Source organism: Lacibacter sp., from assembly GCF_057361365.1.
In genome coordinates this window covers 307,789-323,664 of the sequence record NZ_JBMQSG010000006.1, presented here as the reverse complement: position 1 = coordinate 323,664, position 15,876 = coordinate 307,789, and the positions used below count along the sequence as shown (strand labels likewise).

Here is a 15,876-nt window from a genome sequence, read left to right as displayed (position 1 = left end):
TGTTCGTTTGGAAATGGCGTCAACAATTTATTCATTGAATGGGGCTAAATTTGCCGACTAAATTTTTTTGAGAAGAATATGGAAGCAGCAGAAAAAGTACATTGTTTAATCATCGGTTCAGGTCCTGCAGGTTACACTGCAGCTATCTACGCATCCAGGGCAAACCTGAAACCTGTATTATACCAGGGAATTCAACCAGGAGGACAGTTAACCATTACTACAGAAGTTGAAAATTATCCCGGCTATGCTGATGGCGTACAGGGTCCGGAAATGATGGTTGATTTTGAAAAGCAGGCAGCCCGCATGGGTGCAGACATACGATATGGTTTGGCAACGAAAGTTGACTTCAGCACAACTCCCAAGAAAGTTTGGATCGATGATGAAAAACTCATTGAAGCTGACAGCGTAATTATTTGCACCGGTGCAAGTGCCAAGTGGCTTGGCTTGGAAAGTGAGCAGCGTCTCAACGGTTACGGTGTAAGTGCCTGTGCCGTTTGTGATGGGTTCTTTTTTCGTGGTAAAGAAGTGGCCATTGTAGGTGCTGGCGATACAGCGGCAGAAGAAGCGTTATACCTGAGTAAGCTTTGTTCTACTGTGCACATGCTTATTCGTAAAGATGCAATGCGTGCAAGTAAGGTAATGCAGGATCGTGTGTTGAACACGCCTAACATTAAAGTTTACTGGAACACTGAAACCGTAGAGATTCTCGGCGATAACAAAGTAGACGGAATGAAAGTAAAGAACAATAAAACGGGTGAGGAATCTGTAATAACTGTTCAAGGTTTCTTCGTTGCCATTGGTCACGAACCCAACTCAGCTATTTTCAAAGATTTCATTGATATGGATGAAGCAGGTTATATTAAAACGATTCCGGGCACATCTAAAACAAATGTAGAAGGTGTATTTGCAGGTGGCGATGTGCAGGATAAAATTTATCGCCAGGCTGTAACTGCAGCAGGCAGCGGTTGTATGGCTGCATTAGATGCTGAACGTTATTTATCAGCAAACGGGGTAGTATAAAACCCGATTTGTTCAAAGAAAGTCCTGCTGATACAGCAGGACTTTTTTATTTTCGGCAGATGGTAGCTGTTCATCTAAAAGATTTAAAATTTCACGCACATCACGGCTTGTATGCAGGTGAAGATCAAACTGGCGGGCCTTTCGAAGTAAATCTTTCTGTGTACTATGAGCCTGTGGGTAAAATTATTTCCCTCGACCAAACCATCAACTATGTTGCTCTGTTTGAGATAGTAAAGCAACGAATGAGGCAAAAAAGCAGTCTCATTGAAACGGTTGCGCAGGATATTTGTGATACGATTAAGACCCGTTTTCCCGTTATTACTGAAATAAAACTCGATATTGACAAGTGCTCGCCACCCATTGAAAATTTTGAAGGTAAAACAGGCATAACCTTGCATAAAACATTTTAACCGGATCACATGAAGAAAATCATTCTTATAGTTTTTAGCACGCTCTTTTTCACAGCGGTTTCAATAGCTCAGTCTGTTGAAGAACTGGTGAAGCAGGGCGATTTGCTCGAAAAGCAACTAAGAGAAGAAGACGCTTATCAAAAATTTAAAGAAGTAACAAAACTTCAGCCCAATCATTTGCATGCACTCACACGTTGCAGTGAACTGGCAAGCCGTATCGGCCGAAGACAGCCAACAAAAGAAAAGCAAATGGATTTTTATAAAGCCGCAAAAATTTATGCAGAACGTGCTTTGCGTGTAAATCCAAAAGACAGTGATGCGAACGTTGCCATGTCGTTTGCCTATGCCCGTATGTCGTTATTGAAAAACGGTAAAGAAAAAGTTGAATATGTGCGTGAAATAAAAAATTATGCTGACCGGGCATTAACCTATAATCCACAAAATTTTAAAGCGCTGTTTGTGATTGCACGCTGGCATTACGAAGTAAGCAATTTAAATGGTGTAGAAAAAGCAGCAGTGAAAGTATTCTTTGGCGGATTGCAAAAGAACTCTCTTGATTCGGCTGTGTATTATTATGAAAAAGTAAAAAGCTTAAGTCCTGAATTTGTATTGAATTATTTAGAACTGGCGAAAGCTTATCACCGCAACAATAAGAAAACAAAAGCCATTGAAACGCTTAATCATCTTTTGCGTTTACCTAATACAGCAGCCGATGATCCAACCATTAAATCAGAAGCAAAGCAATTGCTGGCATCGTGGAAGGCTTAAGGGAAAAATCATGTAGGTTTGCAGATTAATCGCCACATTTGAACGCAACGGTTTTTTTATTTACGCCTCCTTTTACACAACTCAATACGCCGTATCCTGCAACGGCTTACCTGAAGGGCTTTCTTAACACAAAAGGCATTTCATCTTTTCAAAGTGATTTGGGGATTGAGGTCACTCTTCGTTTGTTTTCAAAAAAGGGGTTGGCTAAAATATTTTCCACCATCACAAACGGAATGGAAAGTTCTGAAAATGCACAACGTATTTTGGCATTACAGGAAGAGTATATTAAAACGATTGATGATGTTGTGTTATTTCTGCAGGGAAAAAATCCAACCATCGCCCATCTCATCGCTTCACGTAATTATTTGCCGGAAGCAGCACGATTTGCTGAACTCACCGATTTTCATTGGGCGTTTGGTGCCATGGGTTTACAGGATAAAGCCAAACATATTGCCACACTCTACCTCGAAGATCTGGCCGATCTTATTAAAGAATGTGTGGATGAACATTTTGGTTTCAGTCGCTATGCCGAACGTTTAGGACGAAGTGCAAATAGTTTTGATGAATTGTATGCTGAACTGCAGAAACCTTTAACGTTGGTGGATGAATTTTTGATTCAACAATTGCAACTGCACATTGCAAATACACAACCCAGGTTAGTTGCTATTTCGGTTCCCTTTCCCGGCAATTTATATGCGGCTTTCCGCAGTGCACAATGGATCAAAGCAAATCATCCGAACATTCAAGTAACGATGGGTGGAGGTTTCCCGAATACCGAATTGCGTTCATTGAAGGATGTACGTGTGTTTGAGTTCTTCGATTTTATTTCGCTTGATGATGGTGAAGCACCCATCGAACAATTATTGAAATTTATCGCAAGAGAAATTGATGCATCTCAATTGAAGCGAACGTTTTTATTGGAGAACGGAGCTGTTACCTACATCAACAACAGCTCTTGCAAAGATTATAAACAAACCGAAGTTGGTACTCCTGATTATACTGATCTTTTATTGCACGATTATATTTCTGTAATTGAAGTAGCAAACCCCATGCACAGTTTGTGGAGCGATGGAAGATGGAATAAGCTAACCATGGCTCATGGTTGCTATTGGGGCAAATGTACGTTTTGCGATATTTCACTGGACTATATAAAATTATACGAACCCATTGCTGCAAAACTTTTGTGCGATCGCATGGAAGAAATCATTGCACAAACAGGTAATAATGGTTTTCATTTTGTGGATGAAGCTGCACCACCAGCACTAATGAGGGCATTGGCATTAGAGATCATCAAACGGAAATTGGTTGTAAGCTGGTGGACGAATGTACGTTTCGAAAAAAGTTTCACCCGTGATCTTTGTTTATTGTTAAAAGCCAGTGGTTGTATTGCTGTAAGTGGTGGATTGGAAGTAGCAAGTGATCGTTTGCTTGCACTTATCAATAAAGGTGTAACTGTGGCACAGGTTGCAAAAGTGAACAAACATTTTACCGAGGCAGGCATTATGGTGCATGCTTATCTTATGTATGGCTTTCCAACACAAACAGCACAGGAAACAATTGATTCCTTAGAGATGGTTCGGCAAATGTTTAAAACAGGCGTCATGCAATCTGCTTTCTGGCACCAGTTTGCAATGACCGCTCATAGTCCCGTCGGGATGAATCCTGAGCATTTTAAAGTAAAGAAAGCAAAAGAAGTTGAAATATTATTTGCCGATAATGATGTGGAGCATATTGATGAAACAGGTGCTGATCATGAAAGTTTCAGTTTTGGATTAAAGAAATCCTTGTTCAATTATATGCAGGGTGTTTGTCTTGATGATCCGTTACACAAATGGTTCGATCATAAAATTCCTAAGACTTCTCTTTCACCTGACCATATTTTAAACGTATTAAATAACAATGAAGCGCCATTGTTTAAACCGGCTGCAAAAGTTGTTTTCTTAGGCAAAGTGTTGAAGAGTGAAATCATCACAAAATCAAAAAAAGGCGCAAGTTGGGAAGTAATGCAGGTAACGTTCGCAACAAAAAAAGAAAACGTTAGCATTAATACCGATCCGCAAAAAGGAGCGTGGTTGCTTAAAATGTTGCCTCAACTGTCTGTTGAGAATGACAAGCTACTTACCATGCAGGAGATAAAGGATGATTACGAGCAACAGGGCTTTGATGATTTTGAATTATTCTGGGATAATAAACCAATTAGTACGTTGCATAAAGTGGGGTTGTTGAAATTATGATAGGTGTGCCATAATTAATATGGTTTCTATAAATTATAAACATGGTAGCTAAAATTTGCCTTACCTGGAAAATTTGTATTTTAGAGCATAATCCATACGTCGTTTATGAAAAATAGTCTCTTACCGCTTTTGTTGATCACTATGTTTTTTGGATGTGCAAAAAACAGCGACAACCCAAACCAGCCACCTGCTACCATTACCGATCTGAAAGGAAAATGGAAAATTGCTGCTACTAAATCTGGTCCTGATTCTACTAATTCCCAGGGATTGTGGACCAGCATTGATTATGTAAAGCACACAACTATCAATGAAATTTATTGCGTAAATAACAGCAACCTTGGTAAATCATTTCTATCGCAGGTGAACTGTGCTTATTACGAATCACCAGGTTCAATTGTGGGTGTTGTAAGTACGGATTGTGCACGAAGTATTTTTATGCGTGATACGGTATGGAGTCAACTCACCAATTATGAACTTGTGTTGAAAGATGCGAATGCATTTGAGTGGACAGAAGCCTATCGTTATTCAAAATATCTCAACACCATCAATCAGCAATGTACTTCTATACAATATATGCCGGAAGCCACAACTGATTACACCAGAAACGGCACATGGACCTTTGATGAAGCCACGCAAATGATCAGTGTTGAATTTGTGAATGCTGTAAATCCATTCAACGGCGAAACAAAAAGCAAGTTTAAAGTAACAAAGTTCACCGGTAGCGAAGCTGAAATAAAACTCCAGGGCTCCGTTGGTTTAGAACTCAGGCTGCAAAAGCAATAGCAGAGGTTCATGCCTGCAATCCAGTACCTTTACAGGAATGGATTTACAATTAGTGCCTACGCTTTTCGATTATCGCCTTACAGATGTTGTAGTTCCTGCTAAAACGGTAAACAAAGAAGAAGCTGAAAAGCTGTTTACTTTTTTTCAAACCAATGATTTGTTTAAATGGCACGATGTACATAACAATTGCGAAGCGAGAGCCGATGCAGTTTGTCGCATTCTTGATGCCTGGGATATTCCCAATTATAAAGCATGGGTGTTTGGCGGTGCTTTTCTGCGGAAACATATCGGCGGATTAAAACAATTATGGAATTATCATGTGGCAGCTTTGTTGCCAGTAAAAGAAAAAGACCAAACTGTGTTTTATGTTGTTGATCCTTCGCTTTTCAATAGCCTGCAAACGATGTATGACTGGGCTGCAGAAATAACAGCTTATCCGCACAGTTACCATCTCATAAAAGTAAGTGCGTATTATATTTTTCCTTCTGGAAAAATTAAACAAGATAATTGGCATGCAAGAGATAAACAAAATACAAAATGGATGATACAGGGGCTGGCTGGTATTAATGGCGTTTCGCCGGTTGGAAAAGCGCAATTGGTTTTTAATAGGAACAGGATCAGGTCCACTGGTTTAAAACTTAAGTCTTTGAAAGCTGCGAAACCATTTTTTATTCGCTCAATGTAAACTCCTATCAGCAAATACATATAAACTCTCTGCACGTTTTAATAGCTTGCTTTTTATCAGAAAACAAATTTAACAAGAGTTTTTTTTAGTGATCTTTCCCTTTACTTTGCCCTAATTTACCAAAACACATGAGACCAATTTTTACCCTATTTGTGCTGTTTGCATTTGCAGCTTGTAAAAAGTCAGGCGATACAGCAAACAAAGCTCCCCAAAGTTTTACAGTATCTGCCACCGAAGTAAAACCAACAAGTGCCCAGTTAAACTGGACGATTGCTAAAGATCCAGAAAATGAGACTGTGACTTATTCGGTGGAATTAAAAGGTCAATCGCTTACCACTTCATTGACTACAACCAGCTACAAGCTGGAAAATCTTACCGAAAACACAAGCTATACCGGTAAGGTAATAGCAAAGGATGCATCGGGCAATACTACTGAATCAGCTTTCAGTTTTTCAACAGCCAATTCGCCTTCGCCTTCTGCATTTACAGTAACGATGTACAAAGCCAATTACAAATCCATCGAGGTTATGTGGAACGCATCAACATTGCCCGATAACGGTGTAGTTACTTACGATGTGTATGTAAACAATTTGTTCAGGGCTGGAGGTTTTTCAACTCAGAATTATTTAATCACTGGATTGCAACCGCAAACGCAATACAATATAAAAGTGATTGCCAAATCAGCTGCGGGCAAGAGTACAGAAAGTACGTTGCAATCATCAACTACAGTAAACCAGGCACCCGGTGCGTTTACTATCAGTAAAACCGAGGCTGGCGTAAATACAGTAACCATTGCGGGAACAAAACCTGTTGATCCGGAGCAGGAACAACTAAGCTACTTTACAATTATCGACGGCGTGGAAAAGCAAGTGTATCCCACTAATACATCAGCCACTACTTTCTCTTATCGTATAGAAGGATTAAATGGTGGTCAGCAATATAACATTGCAGTAAAAGTAAAAGATGAAGGTGGTGCAGCAGTAACGAGCAATACGCTTTCGGTAACAACCAGCATCAGCCCTGAAAATAATTTTGCGATAACGCCTGCCGCTGAAGGAACAAAAGTTGCTGTTGAATTTGTCACTGCTACACAACTAAAAATTAATGAAACAACTTCGCAATACCTTGTCGGCAACGATTGGAAATATTTTGGATCAGCGCAAATTACATACACTGATATGCCTGATAATAAAACCAAGATTAAAATTCTTATTGATGACGCTGAGTTGCGTACACTATACAATGTAAAGTTTCAGCTCAGTTTGCGTTGGGCACCAGACAACATCACTACCACCAGCTTGCTTGTTTATTACACACACTTTACCGCAACCAGCGCCAGAGTGAGTGTAGCGAATATTGTAGGACCTGGTATTTACCCTCCTCAATGGAGTGTAGCCTTTGAAAATTGTGTCATCAGCGATTACAGCAGTTACGATATTCGGGAAATCGTTTTTGATAACGTGTCGTTTTCAAGTTTTTTAGGTACAGCCATTTGCGACCCTACAAAAATTGGTTATTACACAGGTAACGCTACAGTAGCACAGTACACGTATTTGAAAACTAAAAATTCGGGATATGTAATTGTGAAAGATGCCGGAGGTTATCACAAACTCAATTTTACATACACCTGGCAGGATTAACAATGCCGGTTTATATAAAAACGCCTGCATGTTGTGCAGGCGTTTTTATTTTTAGAGCTTATGTGTTTTTTGATTATTGTTTTGCTGCCATTGGTTTGCCTGGCCTGAAAACAAAACTCAAAACAGTAACGCATATCCATATGGCAGAAAAGTAGAGTAGCCCCTGCAGATTTGATGCCACATCTTCCGGATCAAAACGACCATGAATGCGTTTGTGAAAGAATTTATTTGAATACTCCTGCGCCAGTTCTATGCCATAACCAAACAAGTATAGAAACACAAAAATGAATGCATGAATAATAAAATTGCGTTTTGCAAACAGGATGTTTAAAAAGGCTGCAGCAAGAAAATAAAATGCAGCATGCATTTCTTTATCCATTCCACGAAACATCGATGGAAGCTTTAGCATGAACCCTACAACGGCTATGCCAAAACAGACTACTGCAATAACAATTTTTGTGGTGGTGCGCAGATTTCGTTTCATGCAAAAGGCTAAGAAATAATTGGGTTGTAAGATAGGCCATTTTGTAAGTCTTAATATAAACCAGGCGACCTGTAGCCCACAATCTTTTATTTCTTTATAAAGGAATTTATCTTCTCAATAAAAGCAGTCATTTCAAATGGCTTGGATATAAAATCATCCGCACCGGCTTCTTTGCATATTTTTTCTATATCAGGTAGAGCTGTCATCATTATTGCAGGTATATTGGCTGTGGCTGGATTGCTTTTAAGAGCCATGCAAACATCGGTGCCTTTGACATTAGCAATAAGCATATCAAGAATTATTAAACCGATATTGTTTTGCACGATTATTTCTTCAAGGTTTTCGGCAGTCTGGGCAACAACCACTGTATAGCCTTTATACTCCAGCATCATCTTAATCATGAATCCTACAGATTCATCATCATCTACCACCAGGATGGCAGTTTTTTGCTGCATACAGTTTTGGTTTATTCATTATCACTGTGCTAAAGGTAAAGTAAATGTGAACATAGAGCCTTTGCCGGGTTCGCTGGTTACTCCAATGCTGCCGTTATGCTGTACCAGTATTTCTTTTGCAATATATAAGCCAATGCCAAAACCGGTAAATGTGAAACCTTCTCTACCATCTATCTGGTAAAAACGACCAAATATTTTTTCGTGTTCAGATTGGTTGATGCCAATGCCAAAATCCTGGATACTTACTTCCACGGTGCCTTCCGATTTCTGATCAATCACAACATTGACATGTTGTTTTTGGGGCGAATATTTTATGGCATTATTAACCAGGTTAATGATCACCTGTTGTATGCGGTCTTTATCGGCAACTACCCATGCCTTAAAAAGTTCCTGCACATTAATATGATGGGTTTTACTGGTAAATTCTATATCGTTGATTGTTTCTTTTATAAGGTCGTTCAAGAGTAATTTTTCTTTTTTAAGGCGCAGTTTGCTTTCTTCGAGTTTGCCCAGGTCCAACATTTCGGTGATCAACCTGGTCAATCTTTTTATTTGCTCATCCATGCGTGATAAAGAAGATTTTACCGGAATGCCTTTTGTGTCAATCTCTTCTTTCTCGTTCAGCATGCTCATCAGCATCTGAACATATCCTTTTATAGAAGTTACAGGTGTTTTAAGCTCGTGGCTTACCATCTTTATAAAGTCTCCTTTACGCTGTTCTTCTTCTTTAATTTTTTGAATTTCGGTAGCTGCACCAATCCACTTTGTAATTTCGCCTTTATCATTTTTTACAGGCACAGCCCGGTTGATGTGCCAGAAATATTCACCGTATTTATTTTTTATCCGGTGTTCCATTTCAAATACGTTACCTGTTTGTACTGAGTTTACCCACCCGGTTGCTAATTTTTCTAAGTCGTCGGGATGTATGGTTTGTGCCCAGCCATCGCCATACAAGTCTTCATGTGTAAGCCCGGTATAGTCTATCCAGTTTTTATTGTAATAAAACACACTGCCTGCTGCATCAGCATTAACAATTTTCTGAGGTACTTCTTCTGATAGAAGTTTGAAGTTAGCTTCGCTTTCCTCAATTTTTTTACGTGCAATTACCTGGTCTGTTATATCCCTGGCAATTTTTGAGGCTCCAATGACATTGCCCTCTTTATCTTTTATGGGCGATACCGTAAGCGAAATGTTTATTCTTCTTCCATCTTTAGTTTGCCTGATAGTTTCATATTGCTGAACCGAACCGCCTTCTTTTATTTTGCTGATCACCATATCTTCTTCCTGGTGTAATTCTTCCGGTATCAGAATAAAAATGGGTTTACCCACAACTTCATTAGCTGTATATCCAAAGATCTGTTCGGCACCTTTATTCCAACTCGTAATAATGCTTTCCAGTGTTTTGCTGATGATAGCATCGCCTGATGAATCTACAATAGTAGAAAGAAGGGAAAGCTGTTGCTGTGTTTCAATTTGTTTGGTGATATCGGTATTGGTACCCAGCCATCGGATAATTTTACCCTGTTCATCAGTTAAAGGATAGCCACGGGTTAGGAACCACCGGTATTCTCCATCATACCTTCGTAATGGAAAGGTTAATTCAAACGGTTCATTGGTAACCCAGAGTTTTTTTGATATTTCTAATATCCTGTCCACATGATCGGGATGGTGTACTTTTTGCCAGCCCCATCCTTTCATTTCTTCCAGTGTCAGGCCTGTATAATCTAACCAACGCCTGTTGTACCAGTATATTTCTCCATGCCCATCAGCAAGCCAGGCAAGGTTTTCCATATTTTCGGCCAGTGTGCTGAACTGTTCCTGGCTTTCTTCCACTTTTTGTTTTGCCAGTACGATATCTGTTACTTCTGCGCCAGTATTTATCACCGCATAAATTTCTCCTGCAACATTGTACAAAGGTGTAAAACTGTAATTAAAATAGTAAGGCTGCAGTTTTCCATCCACAACAATATCCACACGCTGGTTTTTTGCATGAAAGGGCACACCTGTTTCCATTACCTCGTCAATCTGTTCAAATATTTTCTGATTGGCAAGTTCAGGTAAAATTTTACGGTAAGATTTGCCTATAACATCATTTCCTTTTCCATAAATATCTATGATGGATTGGTTTGCAAATTCGATGAGGAGTTCCTTACCAACATATACTGCAATTGGAAAAGGAGAGTTTTCAATTACTGATCTTAATTTTAATTCACTATCCTGTAAGGCTTTTTCATTCAATTTACGTTCGGTGATATCAATACTGCTGCTGATATGTCCTGCATAAGAACCATCGGGATGGAGTCTCACGCCTACTTTAGTGTACAGCCAGCTGTAGCCACCATCTTTGTTCAGTATCCTGAATTCGCCTTCATACGGTTCTTTTTTATTGAAGGCATCTAAAAATTTATTCATGAAAGGTTCCCTGTCATCGGGGTGCAACAGGTCTAACCATCCAAGGTTAAGCATTTCCCCTACAGGTCTGCCGGTTAATTTTTCCCAGGCTTTGTTAAAGTAAACTGCATTAACGGATTCATTGTTTACCCCAATCAATATATCAGAAGATTCGGCCATTGTGCGGAACTTTTCTTCACTTTCTATGATCTGCATTTCGGCCCGGCGCTTTTCAGTGATATCGGTATGTACGCCTACCCAGCTTTTTATGCTTCCATCTTCGTTTTTTAATGGGATGGCCTTAATGGCAAACAGTCTCCACGATCCGTCTTTTACTTTTACCCGGTGTTCAAAAACATAAGTCGTCCTGGTATTTACCGCCTGTTGCCATGATGCAACTGAGCCTGCTGCGTCGTCGGGGTGTACAGCTTTGGACCAACCATAGCCCTGGTACTCCTCAAAAGTCTGGCCTGTGAGGTTTGCCCAGCCTGTTTGTTCGCCTTCCATTTCGCCAATTGCATTGTTTGTCCACACAACTCCTTCTACTGCCTGCACTGCCGCCTGAAACTTTTCGTCGCTCTCTTTAATTTTTTTAGTTAGCAAAGCATACGGCGTTACTTCGCTTGCAAGAATGGCCACACCTTCTATGTGCCCGTTGATATTTTTTTGTGGTTGATAGATAAAAGTATAGTAGCGGGTTTCAGTATGTCCATCATTGGTTATGGGTATTGGAATTTCGTAACCATAAAATGGCTCACCTGTTTTGTAAACTTTTTCCAGTTTTTCAAAACTGCCACGCTCAACGCTTTCGGGGATGGCCTCTTTAATCGGCATACCAATTACCTCTTTACCCTTGCCCCATGTTTTTAGTATTGCATCATTTGCATTTTTTATAACCAAGTCTTTGCCTTCGAGTATGGCAATCATAAAAGGAGAGGAATAAATCATACTGTGAAAGCGATGTTCGCTTTCTTCTATTTTCCTGGCAGCTTGCACAATATCGGTTACGTCTTCAATAATCAGTAGTATCTGTTTTTCGCCCTTTTCCCTCAATATTTTACGGGCATTCAGCCGCATGATCTTTCGGCCTATGTTTTGAAAATTATGCTCAACCTCATAACCGAACAAAACGGTTTTTTCAGCAAGCGTATTTTCAAGCAGTGTTCTAAGATTAGCAATATCCCATTGTTTATTCCCGATCTCGTACACCAGTTTGCCTTCCGTTTGTACTTCATTAACTAAAAACTTTTCATAAAATAACTGGTTGGCAATGATAACACGCAGGTCTTTATCCAACACCAGCATCGGCGATGGTATTGTTGCTATAATGGCTTCTGCATAATCTTTTTCGACATTCAGTTGCTCATTAAGGTTTACCATCTCCTGGTTTACCACGGTAAGTTCTTCCACCGTGCTTTGTAATTCTTCCTTGCTCGTTTCAAGTTCTTCATTCAGGCTTTGCAACTCTTCATTACTGCTTTGCAGTTCTTCGTTGCTGCTTTGAAGCTCTTCATTGCTTGCTTCCTGGTCCTCAGTAATGGTTCGCATGTCTTCACGCAGTTGGGCAAGTTCATGTTCCATTTGCTGTATGCGTAAAACATCTTCATCTTTTTTACTGCCTGCTGCAGATCCCGAAGTTTTTTTGTTTATCACTTTTACACTGTCGTTAAAAACCAGCAGAAAGTGAGGATCTGCCATACCGGGCAAAGGCATGGCTTCAAGCGTTATCAATCGCTGAACATTGGCAACCTGGAAAGGAATGTTTTCTTTCTTTACATGTGCTTTTTTCCTGATGGTTTTATGGATAATGTTGCGTAACTCAAAAGCAAGCCCTGGCTTGGCCATTTTGAGCAGGTTGTGCGTGGGTTTGCCCTGCGACTGTTGTAAATATATAGCCGTGTTACCCCGGAAGTGTACAATATCCATCGCTTCGTTAACTACTACAGCAGACGGACTATAGTTTGCCAGCACTAAATCATCGGCCAATTTGTGAAAATCGGTACGCTTGGTTTCGGGCGGCTTAACTATTATTTCTGACGTTGAAACAAGATCAACCCGCTTGGATGTGATGGGCATTTGCCTGGAAGGCACATTTTTACGGGTAAATATTTTTTCGGCTTTATTGTTACTTACAAAAAGGTCGGTGATGCCGATGGTATTTTCTGATTTACCCAGAATTAAAAGTCCCTTTGGGTTAAGTGCATAATGAAAAGTTGCAAGTGCTTTTTTCTGCAGATAGCTATCCATATAAATAAGCACATTGCGACAACTAATGAAATCTATTTTTCCAAAGGGAGGATCTTTTAAAAAATTATGTACAGCAAAAACGCACATATCACGCAGGTCTTTGTTTACCTGGTAACCACCCTTTACGGGAGTAAAAAACTTTTTTATACGATGATGGCTCACTGCTTCTGCATCGGCCTTGCTGTAAATGCCGGCACGGGCTTTCGCAATGGCGGGCTGGCTTAGATCTGTAGCAAAAATCTGCACTTTTTCATCCTTATCTCCCAGGTATTCTTTAAAACAAATAGCAATGGAATAAGCTTCTTCGCCCGTGCTGCAACCGGCTACCCAAATGCGTATAATGCCATCGGCCTGTTTGTTTTTTACAAGGTTTGGAAAAACTCCATCGCATAAATTGCTGAACGTTTTTTCATCTCTGAAGAAACTGGTAACCGGGATCAGCATATCCTGGTAAAGGCCATTTATTTCGGTATTGTTTTTTTTCAGGTAGGTTATATAATCAGTAATTGTTTTGCTTTTGTTCAATATCATGCGCCTCAATATCCGGCGGCGTATAGTTGTTTGTTTATAAAAAGTAAAATCCATGCCCTTGTGCACATGGAGCAACGATAATATTTCTTTAAACGAATCATCATCGCCTTCAATGCTTACAGCGCCGCCTTCATCTGCACTTATGACTTTTTTGATGGCAGCCAGTTTCTTCGGCATTTTTTCGGGAGCGAGCTTAAAATCTACCACGCCTGCAGCGATGGCGCTTTGGGGCATATCGTTGTAAGCAGCCGTTGCGATGGTTTGGCAAAGTGTAATGCCCCCATGATCTTTTATGGCTTTAAGACCCCGGGTGCCGTCGACTCCCGTGCCTGATAAAATGATACCGATAGCATTTTCCTGGTATATCTGTGCCAGTGATTCAAAAAAACTATTGATGGGATAGGAGGACTGTGTTTTATCAACAGGCCGTTGTGCTAATTTAAATTTGCCATCCTTTACAGAAAGTAAATTGTTGGGCGGCACCACGTAAATGTTGTTTGGCTTTATCTGGATGTTATTGCCGATGAGGCTTACGGGCACTGCCGCAATTTTTTGCAGCAACAATACCAGTTTACTTTCGTGGTTGCGCTGCTGATGTTGAATAAGTACCCATGCAATGCCTGAACTGGCAGGAATAGCTTTAACTAATTTCTTAAAGGCATCCAGCCCACCGGCACTTGCACCTACACCGGCAACCGGAAAAACATGTTTGGGAGAAACTGCTGTCTTTAAACGCTGAGCTGCCATACTGTGAATTTAAAATATTACCATCAAATGCACGTAAAGGGCTTCTCATTATCTCCAGACATTAAAAATTGTGTAAACTTGGTGCTGCCCAATCTTGTGCAAAAGACCTGCAAAATACGCTTGTTGATGCACAACACAAATTCGTTCCTGAAGGTTCATGAATTGGCTGATAAATCGGATTTATTGCAGGTTCATCCTTTAATGCTGCCTTCTCAAAACAACTTAATGTTTCGTCAATAACCCAAGAAAAAAGCTGAAACCAAAGCGCCGATACCAGCGATAAGAAAAGTGATTTGTGGAATTGAAATGGTTGCTACACGAGTTTGTATTCGGGTGCTGAAAATACTTCCTTTAAAAAAAGTAGTGGTAGTAGCCAATCGGATAAAAATTTTTGTTCCTTAGCCGCAAGCAATTGGTAGTAAGATGAGGTAGTTGATGCGATTAATTCAGCGGATAGTCGTCCTATTATTTTGTAGGTTGGTAATAGAGAATGATCGCACCTTCGCTGAATGTTTTTGTTTTACTGAGTTTCAATTCATTCCTGTCCTTCAAGTGTTCAAATAAAGGCAAACCGCCGCTTGCTAACACGGGATGAACACAAAGTTGTAGTTCATCAAGCAAATGAAGATTCATTAACTGGATGATGATGCTGCGACTACCTGCATAAATATCTTTACCCGGTTGTTGTTTGAGTGCTGCTATTTCGTCTTCAAGTGATCGGTCAGCTATCCTTGCAGTGTTCCAGCCAGTTTCTTTCAACGTGTTTGAAAAAACGATCTTCGGAACACGATCGATCGCCACTGCGAAATCGTTCATCGATTTTTCATCGGATGGATTTTCTAAGAACGCTCGCCAAAATTCCATGAGCTGATACGTAATGCGGCCATACAAGATCGCATCTGCATCGTTGAGTAGTTGGGTGTAATGATCATGTACTTCTTCACCGGCCGACAAAGCTGTATGATCGCAAAAGCCATCAATGGTCATGTTGATTGCTCCAATTACTTTTCTCATTGTTGCTATTGCTGTTTATTACTTTACACTTCTCCCTTATATTTTGCATCATAGTCAACCATCCATTCAATACCATATTTATCCCTGAACATGCCGAAGTAGGATCCCCATGGACTATCAGCCATCGGTACTTCAACGCTGCCGCCGGCAGACAAACCATTAAATATTTTATCGGCCTCTTCTCGACTCTCTGCACCCACAGATATCTTCGACCTGTTTTCCTGTTCGTTCACCTTACCCATAAAGGACGGAACATCATTGCCCATTAATACGTTTTTGCCAATTGGGAGTGCAATGTGCATCACCTTATTGGCTTCCTCTTCTGCAATTGGCATTTCAGCACTTGCCATGTCTTTGAAACGGACGATCATTGCAAATTCGCCACCAAATACAGATTTGTAAAAGTTGAAAGCTTCTTCGGCATTGCCATTGAAGTTGATGTGAGGATTGATGAGTGCCATAATTAT

12 protein-coding genes are annotated in these 15,876 nt (G+C 40.2%); 7 read left to right on the top strand and 5 right to left on the bottom strand.

The genetic code is table 11. The features are described from left to right. Positions 1–78: 78 nt before the first annotated feature. The 7 genes from trxB (at position 79) to ACO1QW_RS04750 (ending at position 7,540) form a co-directional block, all read left to right on the top strand. Positions 79–1,020 (top strand): thioredoxin-disulfide reductase, encoded by a 942-nt coding sequence (gene trxB, locus ACO1QW_RS04780; protein WP_486256196.1) that lies wholly within the window; start codon positions 79–81, stop codon positions 1,018–1,020. An 8-nt stretch (positions 1,021–1,028) separates the two neighbouring features. Then, positions 1,029–1,430 (top strand): dihydroneopterin aldolase, encoded by a 402-nt coding sequence (gene folB / locus ACO1QW_RS04775; protein ID WP_486256195.1) that lies wholly within the window; start codon positions 1,029–1,031, stop codon positions 1,428–1,430. Between the two features lie 9 nt (positions 1,431–1,439). Next, complete coding sequence (locus ACO1QW_RS04770; protein WP_486256193.1) at positions 1,440–2,198, top strand: tetratricopeptide repeat protein; 759 nt, start codon at positions 1,440–1,442, stop codon at positions 2,196–2,198. A 38-nt stretch (positions 2,199–2,236) separates the two neighbouring features. Next, positions 2,237–4,432: a B12-binding domain-containing radical SAM protein gene (locus ACO1QW_RS04765; RefSeq protein WP_486256191.1), complete on the top strand. Its 2,196-nt coding sequence runs from the start codon at positions 2,237–2,239 to the stop codon at positions 4,430–4,432. Between the two features lie 105 nt (positions 4,433–4,537). Next, a complete protein-coding gene (locus tag ACO1QW_RS04760) occupies positions 4,538–5,215 on the top strand; it encodes a hypothetical protein (RefSeq protein WP_486256189.1) in 678 nt (225 codons plus the stop codon). Between the two features lie 37 nt (positions 5,216–5,252). Next, complete coding sequence (locus ACO1QW_RS04755; RefSeq protein ID WP_486256188.1) at positions 5,253–5,900, top strand: protein-glutamine glutaminase family protein; 648 nt, start codon at positions 5,253–5,255, stop codon at positions 5,898–5,900. A gap of 128 nt (positions 5,901–6,028) precedes the next feature. Further along, positions 6,029–7,540 (top strand): fibronectin type III domain-containing protein, encoded by a 1,512-nt coding sequence (locus ACO1QW_RS04750; RefSeq protein WP_486256186.1) that lies wholly within the window; start codon positions 6,029–6,031, stop codon positions 7,538–7,540. A 73-nt stretch (positions 7,541–7,613) separates the two neighbouring features. Here ACO1QW_RS04750 and ACO1QW_RS04745 read toward each other — a convergent pair whose 3' ends face one another. The 5 genes from ACO1QW_RS04745 to ACO1QW_RS04725 form a co-directional block, all read right to left on the bottom strand. Continuing rightward, positions 7,614–8,024 (bottom strand): hypothetical protein, encoded by a 411-nt coding sequence (locus ACO1QW_RS04745; protein WP_486256184.1) that lies wholly within the window; start codon positions 8,022–8,024, stop codon positions 7,614–7,616. Positions 8,025–8,110: 86 nt separating this feature from the next. Next, positions 8,111–8,479, bottom strand: a complete 369-nt coding sequence (locus ACO1QW_RS04740) for a response regulator (protein ID WP_486256182.1) — start codon at positions 8,477–8,479, stop codon at positions 8,111–8,113. Between the two features lie 21 nt (positions 8,480–8,500). Then, positions 8,501–14,395 (bottom strand): PAS domain S-box protein, encoded by a 5,895-nt coding sequence (locus ACO1QW_RS04735; protein ID WP_486256180.1) that lies wholly within the window; start codon positions 14,393–14,395, stop codon positions 8,501–8,503. Between the two features lie 465 nt (positions 14,396–14,860). Beyond that, positions 14,861–15,409, bottom strand: coding sequence for a dihydrofolate reductase family protein (locus ACO1QW_RS04730; RefSeq protein ID WP_486256178.1), 549 nt, complete (start codon positions 15,407–15,409; stop codon positions 14,861–14,863). 23 nt (positions 15,410–15,432) lie between these two features. Beyond that, positions 15,433–15,870: a VOC family protein gene (locus ACO1QW_RS04725; RefSeq protein WP_486256176.1), complete on the bottom strand. Its 438-nt coding sequence runs from the start codon at positions 15,868–15,870 to the stop codon at positions 15,433–15,435. Positions 15,871–15,876 lie beyond the last annotated feature (6 nt).